Raw genomic sequence first — 16,094 nt, 5'->3', positions numbered from 1 at the left:
TCGAACGTTGGTTCCGTAGCCTCAAAACGGAGCAGCTCTATCCGAACGAATATCGCACCCCAAGAGAGCTTCGACGTCTGATTAACCAATACGTAGATGATTACAACAACATACGGCCCCACGAGGCATTAGGCTACAAGGTTCCCAACGAGTTTTACTTTGCTTGCTTCGCTGCTTAGAATAATTCTGCTTACTGCCACTCTTAAAATTTTAGAACGTGGTCTTGACAAGGGGCCCATTATAAAAATTGATGACCGACCATGGATTATAAATATCCTGATCCCCAAAATGATAGCCATCGTACCAAGCCTGGATATCTGATAAAGCCCCTTCCATCGCCAGGTCCTGCGCCATTTTCTTTATTTCATATGGGGTAAATCCCATGACATCAGCATACATCCGAGTCATAACAGAACATACTTTTAAATTATTGAGGCCGCTGAAAATACTTTCTTTAGCAATTCGTAATACCCCTGTCAAAACAGCAAAAGCCAGGGATGCATTGCTTTTTAAAGCGTTGTTGAACCAAATCCGGAAATAAGAAATCGCTTTATCATAAAAACCGTGATCGTAAGCACATTGAATCGGTGCATCATATTCATCAATCAGGATAATGGTTTTTCTGTCATAATAGCGGCGTAAATAGTGGGATAAGTATAACAAGCTGACCTGATAATCTGCTTCACTTCCGGTCAAATCAAGGATGCGTCTATAATACGCCTGTTCAGACGGTTTCAATAAGCTGCCCTTCAGTAGATAGTCATGCCGTTCATATTCTGACTGCATCAATAAACAAAAGGAATCATATAAAGATTGCCAAGTATCATTCTGTACGCCTTTCAGCGTCAAAAAAATGACAGGATACTGGCCGCGATGCTTCATATATCCAGCACCATCTGAAGCAATATGCAATCCTTGGAAGAGCTCCCGGCTTTCCTTTTCTTTTTCAGCTGAAAAGAACCAGTCCAGCATACTCATTGTCAAGGTTTTCCCGAAACGCCGTGGCCGTATCAATAAGGTAACTTCACCATGACTATCAATCAGGTCCTTAATAAAATCCGTCTTGTCGACGAAATAATAGCCTTCGCGAACTTTCTGAAAATCATCTATTCCTACAGGCATACGGTCATTCATCACATTCGCCTCCATTCCGCGCCATCATTTCTTATATTCTAACAAAATTCTGCACATTTTCCAATTCTGGCCCGCCGACCCTTTCTCTGACTGTGACATCGTGGTATGATTTTGATGATAGGATTACGAAAGGAGTTATCATCATGACCAATACAGAAAAAGAACGGCAAAAAGCCATTACGACGGCCGGCAATCCGGCCAGACCGACCGGGGAAGCGGGGCAGCAGATGCTGGCGCGCATGAATGAGAGCCATGCCGCCCTTACGGCATGGGGCCTGTCCCATTTCCATTGGCGCGGCGATGAAACGGTCCTGGACATCGGCTGCGGCGGCGGAGCCAATCTCCATCGCATGAGCGCCCACATCACGACGGGCCATCTGACTGGCGTGGACTATTCAGCGACGTCGGTCCAGACCTCACGCCAGACGAATGCTGACGATATAGCTGCCGGAAAAATGACAGTCTGCGAAGGTTCTGTCGAAGCCCTGCCCTTTACCGACCAAACCTTTGACAAAATCACGACCGTCGAAAGTTTCTATTTCTGGCCCAATCCGCCGGAAAACCTGAAGGAAATCCATCGCGTCCTGAAACCAGGCGGCACGTTCCTGCTCATCGCCGAAATCTACGGCCACGACGGCCTCAGCGCTGACGTCCGGGAAAACATCGAACGCTACCACCTCTATAACCCGACGCCGGAAACCTTTGAAACCATTTTCCATGATGCCGGCTTCTCCTCCGTCCAGGTCCACATCGAAAAAGACCACCGCTGGATCTGCGTCGAAGGGCGGTAAAAAAAGAGGCTGTCGCGTTAAGACAGCCTCTTTTTGAGTATTAAGTTTGCAGTTTGTAGCAAATATTTTCAAATTTAAAGCCCTCTTCTACAAACTACAAACTCCGTACTACAAACTTTATTTCCAAAATTCTTCGGCTTTAGCGATGTTGGCGCGAATCGTAGCGCAGCAGGCTTTGAAGTCCTTCATTTCCTGTTCCGGCAGGTTATATTCGATGACTTCTTCGATGCCATTGGCGCCGATGACCGACGGGACACCGCAGAAGATGCCCGTTTCGCCGTATTCACCATCTAAAGGCGCGCTGGCTGCCATGATTTTCCGTTCATCCCGCAGGACGGCCCGGACCATGGTAGCTGCCGTCATACTGATGCCGTACTCCGTGCAGTGCTTGCCAGAATAGGTGACCCAGCCGGCATGGATGGTTTCATCCTGGACGCGGGCCTTATCGAAGACATAGGCCGGATTCTGTTCCAGTTCTGCCAGGGATTTACCGCCGAACTTGATGAGCGACCAGGGGACGATCTGGGAATTGCCGTGTTCCCCCATCATGTAGGCTGAGAAGGAATGATGATCCAAGCCGGTCTGCTGGGAAATGGCACTGACCAGGCGCGCGCTGTCCAGCCCCGTGCCGGTACCGAAAACATGACCTTTCGGAAGGCCGCTCTTCTTAGCGATGAGGTCCGTAATGACGTCACAAGGGTTGGTGATATTGATGATGATGCCCTGGAAGCCGCCGGCCATGACCTTGGGGATATAATCAGCGACCTGAGGCACAGTGAAATGCATTTCATCGTCGCGGTTCCCCGATGCGCAGAGCGTAATGTCGCCGATAGCATTGACGATGACGTCGCAGTCTGCCAATTCTTCATAGCTGGCAATCGTGTAATTGACACGATGAGGCATGAACATGACGGCATCCATCATATCCTGCCGTTCACTGACCAGTTTTTCCGACTTCACGTCGCATAACTTGACTTCATCGGCAATCCCGAGGACCCCTAAATTAAAAGCTACATGAGCCCCGACATGACCTAAGCCGATGACCCCTACCACACGTTTCTTAAAAGCCATACAAAACGCCTCCTGTTCACTATAGCATATAGAAAAAGTCTATTTATATATTATATCAAAAAAACACCCTCTTTGTCCGTTGTAATTACAACAATCCCTAGGCTCTCAATTTTACCTATTTATTTCATACTTTATACAAATCCAAAAAAATCCGGGCCTATAATGCAGTATGTAAAAATGTCAACTACGGTACAGGAGGCCAGGAATCATGACAAGCCCAAGCCGTCCAAAGCCCCCGCTGGGACGCTACGGTCCGCCAGGGAATCAACGACTTCATCGCGGCTTACGGCAAAGATTCGCCGAACTACGATAAAAACAATCATCCCTATGCCGTCTTCGATTTCGACAATACGACATCCATCCTCGACGTAGGCGAACAGTTGGAAGTCTGGCAGCTCGATCATCTGCAATTCGCCGTCCCGCCGACACAGATGAAGTCCGTCCTCATGATGGGGATCCCAGCTGATAAATTAGACGCCATCCGCGCAGCCGTTTCCTATTTCAAAGTCCCTGGCGTCAAAGATGTCCTGGCCATGACCAACAAAGTAGACGCCAATGGCCGTTACCTCAATCAGTACGATTACGACCTCCATCCCCAGACCCAGGGCGTCGGTAAAGCCGAAACACTGGCAAAAATCCTGGTACCGAAATACAAAGGCCACGGCCCCAGCTTCACGGCTATGGATTCCCAGGGGGATTTCAACTTCTGCACCGAATTCAAAGACACGAAAGAAGTCTTGGTCATCAACCGGACGCGCACCGATGACGCTGCCCTCTGCGCCGGCATTGCAGCTTACCAGAAAAAACACGGCATCGACCTCGCCGCAGCCAACAAAAATGGCGACAGCCTCTTCCTGATCCAGGGCCGTAACGAAAACAAAGGCGAATTCTGGAACGACGACAAGACCCTTCTCTTAGGCAAAAAGACGCATCCTACCTGTCCGATAAAGCCACCAAAGCCGAAACAGAACTCGAACAAGGAAAAACCATCGCCCAAGTATTGAAAGACAATACGAAATTAAAAGACAAATATCAGGGATATAAGACGCGGTAAAATCTGATTATCTCCTCAAAAAAAGGACTAGCACATGATATGGTCGAAACCTTCATGCGCTAGTCCTTTTAACTTTGATAGAGGCCTGACGGCCGGGCGTAAAGTCGTTCATCGAATTTTGGGGCCGACGGCCCGCCGGTCGCAGACCGCAGTTCGCAGGCCGCCTCAGAGTCAAATGCCGCCTTGCGGCAACATATTCAGAATAACGACATCGCCTCGAGTGACCCTCGGCTCGTAAAAAATGCCCCGTCTGGGACCTTCGTTCATTTCTATCGCCTGATTGCGATTCCGTAGGGGACGTCCCAAAGGGCGTACCGCCGCGACTTGTGTGAATAGCCGGTGCCATGACAGATGCTCGTGGCTCGTAAAAGCCTGCCATTATACTCAGATGGGCTGTGATGAAATCTCGCAACGGGCCACAAGGCTCCCTTTATAGGGGAGCTGGCCGCCAAAGGCGGTCTGAGAGGTTAAAGGTCGGCCCCTATGAATGCCCCGATTGGGGCTATTTTTGCAGTCTGCTACCTGCGACCAGCGCGCTTCGTTTATTTCATGAGTTTATCACGCATAGCCACATCTGAATCCGAGGAAAGCAAAAAGAGGCTGTCGCATTAAGATAGCCTCTTTTTGAGTATTAAGTTTGCAGTTTTTAGTTTTTAGTGAATGGTTTTAAATTTAAAGCTATTTTCTACAAACTACAAGCTTCGTACTACAAACTTTAAAGAGAAAGGGGCTTCGCATGATGGCAGAAACCTTCGTGCGACAGCCCTTTTCCATAATAAGCCTCAGCCGAAGACTTCAAAGATGACGATGAACAAGGCCATCAGTCCCAGGCCCAATCCCAGGGAATAGGCACAGAGTTTTTTTTCGATGGGCTGCAAGGGGAAATATTCGTCTGCATCCCGTTCGAGCTGTCCCGTATGGGTCGCAGCGTCTGTCGGGGTTACGGTTTGGTTGTAGTAATATTCGTCAGCCGTCGATGCGGCAGAAGTGATTCGCGATGCCATAGCAATTAATCCTTTCTATGATGAAGTTATAATGTCGGCGGAACAATGCCGTGATAGAAGATGTAAGAAATGAACAGGCCGACCCAGATGATGAAGCCGACGAGGGCTACGGCATAGACGCCGATGACACGGCCCAGGCCGGATTTCCAGAGCTTGCGTACATTCGTTACCAGGCCGATAGAGAAGAAGCAGAGGCCAAAGAAGACGGCCCGCAGGAGGTTAGCCTGTCCGGCGCCGGCTTTCGCAGCGTCGACGATGCCCGGCTGCAGCCAGCCAGCTGCAAAAATGACGACCAGGGCCAGGACGAAACCGATGATGAATTTCGGGAAGCGTTCCCAGATTTCCCGTTTGGAAACCTTGCCAGCCCCGGATGCGACGGCTGCCCGCGGGTCATTGAGATGGTAAATGGACCAGACGATAGCCAAGATGAAGGACCAGACGCCGATGAAAACGTCGATGAAGACCTTGGACGTCGTCGCAGCCATGAGGATCCAGCCTTCCTGGTAATTGACGCCGAATTGCTGGAGCGCACTGTTGCGGATGAGCGTATCTGCGATTGCCCCGGATGCGACGGCACCGCCATCACTCTTGACGACCAGGCCCAGCCAGGACCCGGCGACCATCGGTTCACTGGGCAGGAAATAAGCAGCTGCAAAGGGCAGGATGAGCAATTCTACGGCAACGAAGACGATGATGACCGATGCCAGGATAGTCGGGATGATCTGGCGCGCCTTGATGGCACTGCCCGTAGCAATCGCTGCGGCGACACCACAGATGGAAATGCCCGACGCCATGGGAGCTGCCCATTCCGGCGTGAATTTAAAGAATTTCCGGGCCACGAAATAGACGATAGGCCAGTAAATCAGGTAGGCTTCGACGACGGCGCACATGCCGCGGACGATGACCGTACCGGCCAGCCCCAGGGCACTGATGGCCTGGATGCCGATATTCATGCCCAAAATGACGATGCCCGTCTTGATGTACCATTCCGGTTTGGCAGCATCAGATAAGAAACGCGTCACTTTCGGGAAAAAATTACCGATGACCAGCCCGGCCAGCAGGGCAATGACAAAGCCCAATTCGCCAAGACTCAAGGACCAGCCGATGTTAAAAGCTTCCCGCTTATTCGGCGTCGCTGCCAGATAAGCATAATTGCCGATGACCGTCGCCGCCATGGTGATCCAGTAAATCACGGTATAACCGGCGACGAATTTCTTGACCTTCGTCCCCATGAAATACGCACCGATAGACGTTACGACCAGGGTAAATACATACGTCGCCACTAACGACCCGATACTGCCGAGCCAGGCAAACCCTTTCGACCCCGGCCCGACCGCCTTGGACGGGTCGATCCAGACACCGAACTTAGCAGCCCAGCCGAGCAAATCGATGTGCCAGATCTGTCCGGCACCGAGGACGACGATAAATAATCCGAGCCATACGGCCCACCAGTCTTCGCTTCGCAACAGGCCCGACCGGTTGACGGCCTGTGCAGATACTTCGTTACTCATACGGACACCCCTTTTACAAAATAAATAAAGACGTGCCGATGACAAAGCCATAAAAAAAGCGCGCCATCAGCTACAGATGACGCGCAAAATCCCTTCCATTTCTCGCTCATCTGCCGGGAAAACTCCCGCTGGAATTGGCACCTTCCGTCCCCACGGAGGTTGCCGCAGCATCATAGGGCCAGTCCCTCAACTGCTCTGGATGATTGATATTCATTCATCAAACATATAAAATGTTTACCCAAATAGTGCACTATTAGGTATGTTCTGTCAATACTTTCATTTGAAAATAAAGTATAAAGTGAAAAGATTCTCAGAAGTGCCGACCAATCGGGAGATACAAGACAGTGGCCAGCTTAATCCGTTTCTGGCCCGAAATCCCAAAAGCCGGTCCCCGTTTCTGGGTCATATTTCCGCCGAATCCGTCCTTCTATAACGGGGCGCAATTCGATTTCTGCCGTGTACAGTACCTCTATCGATTTGATGTGCCCTGCCGCAACGTGATGTTCCCCATCCTGTTTATAAGAAAAAGCAGCGTGAGTATGATGAAAATAAGTTTCATCATCATCGCTGACGATATTGCCTGTCAACGAAACCAGCTCCAGCATCCCCTTCAGCTCTTGAACTTCAAAACTGCCCGTTTCTGGGATGAACGTCTGTATTTCTGCCGAACGGCACCCGCCGATGCCCGAAAAAATGGCCGATGCAATCTGTTCTTTCTGACAGATTCCCAGAATCGTGCTGATGATTTCATCCCCCTTATCCATCCGGATATAATAAGTTTCACCAAATTTGCGATAATCCATACGTCATGCCTCCTGTAATATCATAACCTACTGCCACTGTAAGACCGGCACCAGAAAAGAGACTTGTTAGTTCGTTTGTAGAGTACCCTCTCTATTGATCCATATAGGCTGTAATCGAAACGATTTTACCATTCTCCACACCAAAGCTCAATCCACACATTCCCGAAGGATGAGTGAAAATAAGTAATTGCTTCATAATAACGCCCTTCCCGTTTCACAAGCGCTTACAATTTTCCAAGAGTCTTCAACGCATAGAAACCACAGCTAGCCAATTGTTCCATGTGAGATTGTTGTTGCAAGCCGAATTCCCATTGATGCCACTGGTCTTCGCTTTCAAGTTTCCAAAAACCTAAGTCCGAATGAGGCCTATTGTCATAAACAAAAGTATACGCCGTGCCGTCATCATCAATAACGTTGATTGCCGAACGGCTATAAGATTGAACCATCCCAAGATTAACAGCAGAGCTTTCATCTGCATAAAAGGCAAACACTGTATTTCCTATCAATAAAGTTCCAGTAAGTAGCAACATACTTACAATTCGTTTCATCATATGCCTCATTCTCCTTAAAAAGACTTACCTCTCAATCTCAATATATGCTATATAGATTCTACAAAAAACTTATAAAGTCCTGCAAAGGAAGTTTATAAATTCAAAATTAATGACACATCATGTGATTCGTGATTCGTAAAGACTTGCCATTATATCGAACAGGCTATGGTTGAATCTCACAGAGGGCCGCCCTGTCCGGGTCGGCCCCTACGCACAAGGCCAGAGGCCGTGTATATTTTGTATCCGGTGAACGTTGTTTCCATTTATCGTCTGGCTGCGATTCTGTAGGGGGCGTCCTGATAAAGGCGGACAGCTACAGCTGTCCGTTTTGGAAACCGTCAGGCGCCTTCTTATGGTCGGCGCCTGACGGGCCAAAAAGGCCGCGTGAATTTTGTGCATAGCCGGAATTTATGACGAATGGTACATGTTCGTAATACGATTTGAGTATCTCGCGGCTAAGCCGCATATGAGTCCGACTCCACAACTGTACAGTAAAGGCTAACTGCCTAAATCCATCACATAGTATCCGCTTGACGAAGATAAATAAATGACGTTATAATAGACATGAAAAGAGGTCCTGCCGATAGACGGTTGGCCCCGATAAGTCAACAAAAATAGTCGCTTAAGATGGGGGTCTCTGGCGGCTATTTTTGTGTTTTATTTGAACTCTGACCTAGGGCATAACCAATTGCAAATGCGGCCATACCGAAAGATAGTATACTGATAAACAGATCCACCGTTAAAGTCATTGTCCTCCCCTCCTTTCCAGTTGGATTGGAGGGGCACACAAAGTCCCTCCGGGAAAAGCAAGGGACCAACCGCCTACCGTTTTAGGCAAAACCTCGGATTCAGTATATCACAGGCAGACATTGCCGTCTACTTGAAAAATTCAATCATCAAAAATCTAGTATAACAGGCGCTGTCACGCGAAGACAGCGCCTGTTTGCTTTGTCCATTTCAAATTCATAAAGACCTGCCATTATATCAGAACAGGCTACGGTAAAATCTCACAGTGGGCCGCCCTGTCCGGGTCGGCCCCTACGCACAAGGCCGTTGGCCGTGTATATTTTATGTCCGGTGAACGTTGTTTCCATTTATCGCCTAGCTGCGATTCTGTAGGGGCCGTCCTGATAAAGGCGGGCAGCCACAGCTGTCCGTTTTGGCAACCGTCCTGCGCCTTCTTATGGTCGGCGCCTGACGGGCCAAAAAGGCCGCGTGAATTTTGTGCATAGCCGGAATTTATAACGAATGGCACATGGTCGTAATACAATCATAAGTTCGTCGCGGCGAAGCCGCATCGTAGGGGCTCACACGTGGCGAGCCCGCGTGAATCCTGTACGTAGCCGTAATTTATGACGAGTGGCACATGTTCGTAATACGATTTGAGTATCTCGCGGCGAAGCCGCATATGAAACCGAGGAAAAACACGCAGCTCGGTGTTCGTGATTCGTAAAGGCTCTCCATAATGTTAGAACAAGGTGTTGTTAAATATCGCAGCAGGCCACCCTGTCCGGGTCGGCTCCTACGCACAAGGCCGTTGGCCGTGTATATTTTTACATTGCAAATCTACTCGGCTTTTGTAACCGCTTTTGTTTTATACGTATAAAAATGCACATTTTTTGTTCGAGAAATTTGGCAAAAATAGGCCCTAAAAAAGGTTTTTTAAATTTTTCTGGTACACTTTTGGAACTTTTGAAAAAAAGAAAGCCTCACAAACGGCTTGGTTAAGCGATTTGTGAGGCAATTTGCAACTATTCCCATTCAATCGTTGCGGGTGGTTTACTGGTGATGTCGTACACGATGCGGTTGATGTGGTCTACTTCGTTTACGATGCGGCTGGAAATTTTATCGAGGACGTCGTATGGGATACGCGCCCAGTCAGCCGTCATGAAGTCGGTCGTGGTGACGCCGCGCAGGGCCAAGGTGTAGTCATAGGTACGGAAGTCGCCCATGACGCCGACAGAGTGGTTATTGGTCAGGACGGCGAAGTACTGGTTGATATCGCGCTGCATGCCGGCATTGGTGATTTCTTCGCGGAAGATGGCATCGGCATCGCGGAGGATGGCCAGTTTTTCTTTGGTGATTTCACCCATGACGCGGATAGCCAGGCCCGGTCCCGGGAAAGGCTGGCGCCATACGAGGTATTCTGGCAAGCCCAGTTCGGCACCGAGTTCGCGGACTTCGTCTTTGAAGAGGTTGCGGAGCGGTTCGATGAGGCCTTTGAAATCGACGACAGCCGGAAGTCCGCCTACGTTGTGATGGCTCTTGATGACGGCTGCATCGCCGGCACCGGATTCAATGACGTCGGGATAAATGGTCCCCTGGGCCAGGAAATCGACGGAACCGATTTTACGGCCTTCATCTTCAAAGACGCGGATGAATTCTTCGCCGATGATTTTCCGTTTCCGTTCAGGGTCGCTGACGCCTTCGAGTTTCTTCAGGAAGCGTTCCGACGCATCGACGCGGATGAAGTTCATGCCGCTGTCCTTGAAGGCCGCTTCGACTTCGTCGCCTTCGTTCTTGCGGAGCAGGCCGTGGTCGACGAAGATACAGGTCAGCTGGCTGCCGACGGCTTTGGAGATGAGGGCTGCTGCGACAGAGCTGTCGACGCCGCCGGAAAGGGCCAGGACGACTTTGCCGTCGCCGACGGTTTCTTTGATATTGGCAATAGCCGTCTTGGCATAGTTGGCCATAGTCCACGAACCGGTGCAGCCGCAGACTTCAAAGAGGAAGTTATGGAGCATTTCCTTGCCGTGTTCCGTATGGAGCACTTCCGGATGGTACTGCATGGCATAGAGCTTCTTAGCCGGGTTCTGCATGGCAGCGACCGGGCAGTTGGCCGTGTGGGCTACGATTTCAAAGCCTTCCGGGATGGAAGCGACGTAGTCCTGATGGCTCATCCAGACGATTTCTTTTTCCTGCAGGCCTTTGAACAAAGGCGAAGCCGTATTGACATCGATTTCGGTCTTGCCGAATTCGCGCATGTCGGCGTGTTTGACTTCGCCGCCTAAGGTCTGGGCCATGAACTGCATGCCATAGCAGAGGCCGAGGACGGGGATGCCGAGATGGAAGACTTCTTCTTCGATCTTCGGCGCATTATCTTCATAGACGCTGCCAGGACCACCGGTAAAGATGATGCCCTGGGGCTGAAGTTCTTTAATCTTTGCAACTGCTTTGTGATACGGGTATACTTCACAGTATACGTGGTTTTCACGGACGCGCCGTGCAATGAGCTGGTTATACTGACCACCAAAATCGACAACGATGACGAGTTCTTTGGTATCCATTAAGTGCCTCCTCGTGAAATACTTTCTGCGGCAGCGGCCGCTGCCTAAATCATTCGATTATAATATTATAGCACACGAGGCAGAGAGTGACTAGTCACAAAGGTCTAATACTTCCATTCCCGGTACAAATCTTTGAGAATGCAGGCCCGGGTGATCATGCCGACGACGCGCTTGTTGTCCACGACAGGAAGAACCTTCAAGTGTTCCAGGATCATGACGGCTGCGACCTGTTCGACATCGGCCTTGGGCGTCGCGATCATGACGTTCTTGGTCATCAATTTTTCGCAGGGCTGATCCAGGAGGTTCTTGAATTCCTTGGCGTATTTGCCGACGCGGCTGGTATAAATTTTGGTGCCGATGAAGGGCAGGCGCGGAATGTGTGGCTTCGAACTGCGGTACATGAGGTCGGCGCTGGAAATGAGGCCGATGAGGTGGTCTTCTTCATCGACGACGGGCACAGCCAGCAGGCGATGCTTGATGAAGATGCGGAAGACGTCGCGGATGGGAATATCCGGTGTCACCGAGACGAAAACCTTTTCCATGACATCTTTGACGCGGACGACAGGGCGTTCCGCTTCCTTGTCTTCGCCCGGTCCCGGACCTTTATTGATGTTTTCAGCCATTGTCTATTCCCCCTTTCCCCTAGTCGTCGCCGTATTCACGGTACAATTCATCGAGGATGTTGCCGCGGGTGACGATGCCGACGATGTGCTTTTCTTTAACAATAGGAATGACCTTCAGATGTTCGGCCACCATGACGCCGGCGATCTGTTCGACTTCCGCATCCGGTGCGGCAATGATGACGTCTTTGGTCATCATATCTTTCGCCGTGCAGGCCATGAGTTTCTTGAACCCCTTGTCGTATTCGCTGATGCCGTTATAATAAATGCTGGCTCCCAAAAGATTGACATAGTGAGGGACATGAGGTTTGACCTTCTTGTAGAGCAAATCCGCATCGGTGACGATGCCGGCGAGCTCATCTTTTTCATTGATGATGGGAATGGCCGTAATGTGGTTCTTGACGAACATGTTGACCAAATCGAAGGCCGACGTTTCCGGCGTTGCCGTAACGAAATTCTTTTCCATAATATCCGATGCCGTACGTTTAAACATAGTTATCACTCCTTTTCCTTATATTATAAGTATTAGACATGAGACCCCCGATTTCCTGCTTGGGAGGTAAAAAAAGCGCTGTCGCATGAAGACAGCGCTTTTTTACGTTGGTCGTAGGTCGTTCATCGTTTGTCGTACGGGATGAAAAATATCAACCTATCACGATGAATGATGAACTACGAACGAAAAAATTTTAAGTCTAAAGGATTTTGCATGATAGCAGAAGCCTTCATGCGACAGTCCCTTTTAGTTGTTAGTGGTTAGCGGATAGTTTTAAATTTAAGGCACAGCGGGCCGCCCTACGAATAACGAGCCACGAATCACGAGCCACTATAAATCCAGCTTATTTCCCGCAATAGGCGATGACTTCGACTTCTACGAAGACGTCTTTCGGGAGGCGGCTGATTTCGACGCACGAACGGGCCGGCAGGTTCTTCTGGAAGTATTTGCCATAGACTTCGTTGACGGCGCCGAAGAAGTTGATGTCCGTCAGGTAAACCGTCGTCTTGACGACATCATCGTAAGAGAGGCCGGCTTCTTCGAGGATAGCGCCGACGTTCTTCATGCACTGTTCAGCCTGTTCGACGACACCGCCGGAAACGATCTTGCCTTTTTCCGGGTTGATGGCAATCTGACCGGATGCGAAGAGGAAATCGCCGGCTTTAATAGCCTGGGAATACGGGCCTACTGCGCCCGGAGCTTTAGTCGTGCTGATAACATTAACTGCCATGAGTATGCATCTCCTTAATTTTAATCTAACTGTATTATACATCGCAGGCCCAGGGAAAGCCATAGACCTGCGACAGATAATCACGATTCCGATTCAGTTTTGGCGACCGTCGCCGCATCTCCTCCAGCCCCTTCGATGAGGTGCCCTTATTTATCGTACTGTTTCTTGTTCAGGCCACAGGCGAACAAGGCGATGACGACGGCGGCGATGTAGACCCACGACGAGAAGATGGACATGCGCGTATCAGGATTGTAAATCATGCCGATGGTGACGAGAATCAGGAAAATGATGCAGAAGTAATTGGAATAAGGATAGAGCGGCGATTTGAAAGGATGTTTCGCCATGACTTCCGGTCCCCAGGCTTTGCGGAAATTTTTCTGGGCATAGGCCAGGACGAACCAGGCGACCATGCCCGGAAAAACGGAGGCACTGTATAAATAGAGGAACAATTTGGAGTCCGGAATGAGATAGTTGAGGATGACGCCGATAGCCAGGACAACGATGGTGACGGCAATACTGTTGCGCGGCACGCCGGTCGGTGACAATTTGGCGAAAATCTTCGGCGCCTGGCCGTTCTGGGCCAGCGTATAGAGCATACGGCCTGAGCTGTACATGTCGCTGTTACAGCCGGACAGGGCCGCCGTGAGGACGACGAAGTTGATGATGCCTGCCGCTGCCGAGATGCCGACTTTGGCAAAGGTCATGACGAAGGGACTGCCGATATAGCTGACTTCATTCCAGGGATAGATACAGAGGATGATGAAAATCGAGCCGATGTAGAAGATGAGGATACGCCAGACGATATTGTTGACGGCCTTCTTCAAAGTATGTTTCGGGTCCTGGGCTTCGCCGGCCGTGATGCCGATGAGTTCGACGCCCTGGAAGGACGCGGCGACGACGCACATGGCCGCCAGCATACCGCCCCAGCCGTTAGGCATGAAGCCGCCGTTGACCCAGAGGTTGCTGATGCCGACGGGGACGCCGCCGTTGCCGAAGCCAAAGAGGATGACCGCCGCACCGACGATGAGCATGACGATGATGGTGACGACTTTGATCAGGGCGAACCAGAATTCAAATTCGCCGTAATATTTAACGGCCGCCATATTCGCCGCAGCGACGATGGCCATGCCGGCCAGGGCCGATATCCATTGCGGCAGCAATGGGAACCAGTAGTGGACATAGATGCCGACGGCTGTGATTTCCGACAGACCGACGACGACCCACAAGAACCAATAGGAGCAGGCAGTGAGGTAGCCGACGAAAGGACTGATATACTTATGCCCATACGTGGCAAAGGAGCCCGTAACCGGTTCCTGATAAAGCATTTCCCCCATGATGCGCATGATGAAAAACATGACGACGCCCGTTACGGCATAACAGAGCAATACCGACGGTCCCGCCATCTGAATGGTGTTGGCCGACCCCATGAACAAGCCGACACCAATCGTCCCCCCAAGAGCGATCATCTCTACGTGACGCGGCTTCAGGCCGCGTTCCATTTTCTGCTGTTCCATGATCAGACCTCCACTACTTCAAGGTAACAAAATAATGATGGTCTTTGAGCATGGTCATCAATTTTTCAACGTGCTTTTCGTTGGCCGTTTCCAGTTCCAGTGAAACGGCGGTCATGCCCATGTCGATGCCGTGCTGGCTGCGTTCATGGGTGATGGAAAGGACGTTGGCATTGGTGCCGGCAATAAGGGTCAGGAGCTTGACCAGTTCGCCCGGTACGTCGGGGATAACGGTCTGGAAGAAAATCTTGCGCTGGGACTTGATCAGGCCCTGGTTGATGACGCGGGTCATATTATTGACGTCGATGTTGCCGCCGCTGACGAGGGCTGCGACTTTCTTGTTGCGGATGCCGGAAATCTTGCCGCTCATGAGGGCTGCTACCGGTACGGCACCAGCCCCTTCGGCAACGGTCTTGCCCCGTTCGAGGAGGAGCAGGATGGCGCTGGCGATTTCCGATTCATCGACAGTAACGATTTCATCGACGTATTTCTTGCAGATATCAAAAGTCAGGTCGCCCGGTGTCTTGACGGCGATGCCATCGGCCAGGGTAGCCTTGCCGTTGTAGGTGATGACCTGCCCCTTTTCGACGGATTCCTTCATGGACGGCATGTTTTCCGTCTGGACGCCGATGACTTTAATCTTCGGATTGACGCTCTTGGCTGCTACGGCCAGGCCGGAAATGAGGCCGCCGCCGCCAATCGGTGCAACGATGGCGTCGACTTCAGGCAGCTGTTCGATGATTTCCAGGGCAATCGTCCCCTGGCCGGCGATGACTTGCGGGTCATTGAAGGGATGAACGAAGGTGTAGCCGTGTTCCGTCGTCAATTCAACGGCTTTGGCAGCGGCTTCGTCAAAGAAGTCCCCGTAGAGGACGACGTTGGCACCGTAGCCGCGGGTTGCCGTAATCTTGCTCAAGGGAGCGTGTTTCGGCATGCAGATGACGGACTGGCAGCTGTATTCGCTGGCTGCCAGGGCAACGCCCTGGGCATGGTTGCCGGCCGAAGCGGCGATGACGCCTTTTTCCCGTTCTTCCGGTGTCAGGGATGCGACTTTGTTATAGGCACCGCGCAGTTTAAAGGAGCCTGTCCGCTGGAGGTTTTCCAGCTTCAAATAGACTTCGCAGCCAGCCAGATCGCTGACGGAATTGCTGTACGACAAGCCTGTCTTCTGGGCGACGCCCTTCAAGCGTTCCTGAGCATCTTTGATCATTTGTAAGGTTACTTTTTCTTCACTCATGGTATGTGCTGCTAAATAGCAGCGTCCCTCCTTCGTTAGTTAGAATAAATACGGTTTGCTTATGCCTTTACTATACGCCTTTATCTGTCCATTGTCAATAGAGTATTCGCGTATTTGTCCATTATAAAGAGACTCATGTTTACTGAACCAGAAATCATCATTGCTTATTTTGCATAAGCCGACATCGAACGATGCGAAAGGAAGAAGCTTCCTTTATGGCAGTTTCTTCGTGACTCGTAATCAGCAGTCAACCGTAAGCAGTCAGCAGTTAGCAGTCAGCCGTCAGCCGTTAGTAAC

15 protein-coding genes and 1 riboswitch are annotated in these 16,094 nt (G+C 50.5%); of the genes, 3 read left to right on the top strand and 12 right to left on the bottom strand.

From position 1 onward, the window contains the following. A partial coding sequence (locus tag NM10_RS15215) for an integrase core domain-containing protein (protein ID WP_020309925.1) occupies positions 1-179 on the top strand: 179 nt, incomplete at its 5' end. Positions 180-210: 31 nt separating this feature from the next. Here NM10_RS15215 and NM10_RS01850 read toward each other — a convergent pair. Next, positions 211-1,134 (bottom strand): AAA family ATPase, encoded by a 924-nt coding sequence (locus tag NM10_RS01850; protein WP_020309924.1) that lies wholly within the window; start codon positions 1,132-1,134, stop codon positions 211-213. 143 nt (positions 1,135-1,277) lie between these two features. Between NM10_RS01850 and NM10_RS01845 the strand changes: the two genes are divergently transcribed. Further along, positions 1,278-1,925, top strand: a complete 648-nt coding sequence (locus NM10_RS01845) for a class I SAM-dependent methyltransferase (RefSeq protein WP_020309923.1) — start codon at positions 1,278-1,280, stop codon at positions 1,923-1,925. Between the two features lie 117 nt (positions 1,926-2,042). Here the strand turns inward: NM10_RS01845 and NM10_RS01840 are convergent, their stop codons facing one another. Continuing rightward, complete coding sequence (locus tag NM10_RS01840) at positions 2,043-2,996, bottom strand: lactate/malate family dehydrogenase (protein ID WP_020309922.1); 954 nt, start codon at positions 2,994-2,996, stop codon at positions 2,043-2,045. A 380-nt stretch (positions 2,997-3,376) separates the two neighbouring features. Here NM10_RS01840 and NM10_RS01830 point away from each other — a divergent pair, with 380 nt between their 5' ends. Further along, positions 3,377-4,000, top strand: coding sequence for a hypothetical protein (locus NM10_RS01830; protein WP_020309920.1), 624 nt, complete (start codon positions 3,377-3,379; stop codon positions 3,998-4,000). 832 nt (positions 4,001-4,832) lie between these two features. Here the strand turns inward: NM10_RS01830 and NM10_RS01825 are convergent. The 10 genes from NM10_RS01825 to ilvA all read right to left on the bottom strand — a co-directional run bounded on the left by NM10_RS01825 (position 4,833) and on the right by ilvA (position 15,797). Then, a complete protein-coding gene (locus NM10_RS01825) occupies positions 4,833-5,054 on the bottom strand; it encodes a hypothetical protein (RefSeq protein WP_020309919.1) in 222 nt (73 codons plus the stop codon). Positions 5,055-5,080: 26 nt separating this feature from the next. Beyond that, positions 5,081-6,565, bottom strand: coding sequence for a putative sulfate exporter family transporter (locus NM10_RS01820; RefSeq protein ID WP_020309918.1), 1,485 nt, complete (start codon positions 6,563-6,565; stop codon positions 5,081-5,083). A 103-nt stretch (positions 6,566-6,668) separates the two neighbouring features. Then, a riboswitch (SAM riboswitch) is annotated at positions 6,669-6,771 on the bottom strand. 147 nt (positions 6,772-6,918) lie between these two features. Continuing rightward, complete coding sequence (locus NM10_RS01815; protein ID WP_020309917.1) at positions 6,919-7,368, bottom strand: PPC domain-containing DNA-binding protein; 450 nt, start codon at positions 7,366-7,368, stop codon at positions 6,919-6,921. Positions 7,369-7,592: 224 nt separating this feature from the next. Further along, a complete protein-coding gene (locus tag NM10_RS01810) occupies positions 7,593-7,919 on the bottom strand; it encodes a hypothetical protein (protein WP_020309916.1) in 327 nt (108 codons plus the stop codon). 1,751 nt (positions 7,920-9,670) lie between these two features. Continuing rightward, positions 9,671-11,206 carry a glutamine-hydrolyzing GMP synthase gene (gene guaA, locus NM10_RS01805; RefSeq protein WP_020309915.1) on the bottom strand — a complete coding sequence of 512 codons (1,536 nt, stop codon included), beginning with the start codon at positions 11,204-11,206 and terminating at the stop codon, positions 9,671-9,673. 104 nt (positions 11,207-11,310) lie between these two features. Further along, positions 11,311-11,829: a CBS domain-containing protein gene (locus NM10_RS01800; RefSeq protein ID WP_020309914.1), complete on the bottom strand. Its 519-nt coding sequence runs from the start codon at positions 11,827-11,829 to the stop codon at positions 11,311-11,313. 19 nt (positions 11,830-11,848) lie between these two features. Then, positions 11,849-12,319 carry a CBS domain-containing protein gene (locus NM10_RS01795; RefSeq protein WP_020309913.1) on the bottom strand — a complete coding sequence of 157 codons (471 nt, stop codon included), beginning with the start codon at positions 12,317-12,319 and terminating at the stop codon, positions 11,849-11,851. Positions 12,320-12,662: 343 nt separating this feature from the next. After that, on the bottom strand, positions 12,663-13,049 hold the full coding sequence (locus NM10_RS01790) for a RidA family protein (protein WP_020309912.1): 387 nt from the start codon (positions 13,047-13,049) through the stop codon (positions 12,663-12,665). A gap of 146 nt (positions 13,050-13,195) precedes the next feature. After that, positions 13,196-14,563, bottom strand: coding sequence for an amino acid permease (locus NM10_RS01785; RefSeq protein ID WP_020309911.1), 1,368 nt, complete (start codon positions 14,561-14,563; stop codon positions 13,196-13,198). A 13-nt stretch (positions 14,564-14,576) separates the two neighbouring features. Beyond that, positions 14,577-15,797: a threonine ammonia-lyase gene (gene ilvA, locus NM10_RS01780; protein ID WP_036200670.1), complete on the bottom strand. Its 1,221-nt coding sequence runs from the start codon at positions 15,795-15,797 to the stop codon at positions 14,577-14,579. Positions 15,798-16,094: the final 297 nt, after the last annotated feature.

The sequence above is a fragment of the Megasphaera sp. NM10 genome, from assembly GCF_000417505.1.
Classification (GTDB): domain Bacteria; phylum Bacillota; class Negativicutes; order Veillonellales; family Megasphaeraceae; genus Megasphaera; species Megasphaera intestinihominis.
The sequence above is the reverse complement of the archived record's forward strand: the minus strand, read 5'-3'. Positions and strand labels throughout refer to the sequence as shown.

Excerpts from the sequence above, each read along its gene's own strand:
- NM10_RS01810 (WP_020309916.1), bottom strand. The coding sequence starts at position 7,919 with ATGATGAAACGAATTGTAAGTATGTTGCTACTTACTGGAACTTTATTG.
- ilvA (WP_036200670.1), bottom strand. The coding sequence starts at position 15,797 with ATGAGTGAAGAAAAAGTAACCTTACAAATGATCAAAGATGCTCAGGAA.
- NM10_RS01845 (WP_020309923.1), top strand. The coding sequence starts at position 1,278 with ATGACCAATACAGAAAAAGAACGGCAAAAAGCCATTACGACGGCCGGC.
- NM10_RS01795 (WP_020309913.1), bottom strand. The coding sequence starts at position 12,319 with ATGTTTAAACGTACGGCATCGGATATTATGGAAAAGAATTTCGTTACG.
- guaA (WP_020309915.1), bottom strand. The coding sequence starts at position 11,206 with ATGGATACCAAAGAACTCGTCATCGTTGTCGATTTTGGTGGTCAGTAT.
- NM10_RS01800 (WP_020309914.1), bottom strand. The coding sequence starts at position 11,829 with ATGGCTGAAAACATCAATAAAGGTCCGGGACCGGGCGAAGACAAGGAA.
- NM10_RS01825 (WP_020309919.1), bottom strand. The coding sequence starts at position 5,054 with ATGGCATCGCGAATCACTTCTGCCGCATCGACGGCTGACGAATATTAC.
- NM10_RS01815 (WP_020309917.1), bottom strand. The coding sequence starts at position 7,368 with ATGGATTATCGCAAATTTGGTGAAACTTATTATATCCGGATGGATAAG.
- NM10_RS01840 (WP_020309922.1), bottom strand. The coding sequence starts at position 2,996 with ATGGCTTTTAAGAAACGTGTGGTAGGGGTCATCGGCTTAGGTCATGTC.
- NM10_RS01790 (WP_020309912.1), bottom strand. The coding sequence starts at position 13,049 with ATGGCAGTTAATGTTATCAGCACGACTAAAGCTCCGGGCGCAGTAGGC.
- NM10_RS01820 (WP_020309918.1), bottom strand. The coding sequence starts at position 6,565 with ATGAGTAACGAAGTATCTGCACAGGCCGTCAACCGGTCGGGCCTGTTG.
- NM10_RS01850 (WP_020309924.1), bottom strand. The coding sequence starts at position 1,134 with ATGAATGACCGTATGCCTGTAGGAATAGATGATTTTCAGAAAGTTCGC.
- NM10_RS01785 (WP_020309911.1), bottom strand. The coding sequence starts at position 14,563 with ATGGAACAGCAGAAAATGGAACGCGGCCTGAAGCCGCGTCACGTAGAG.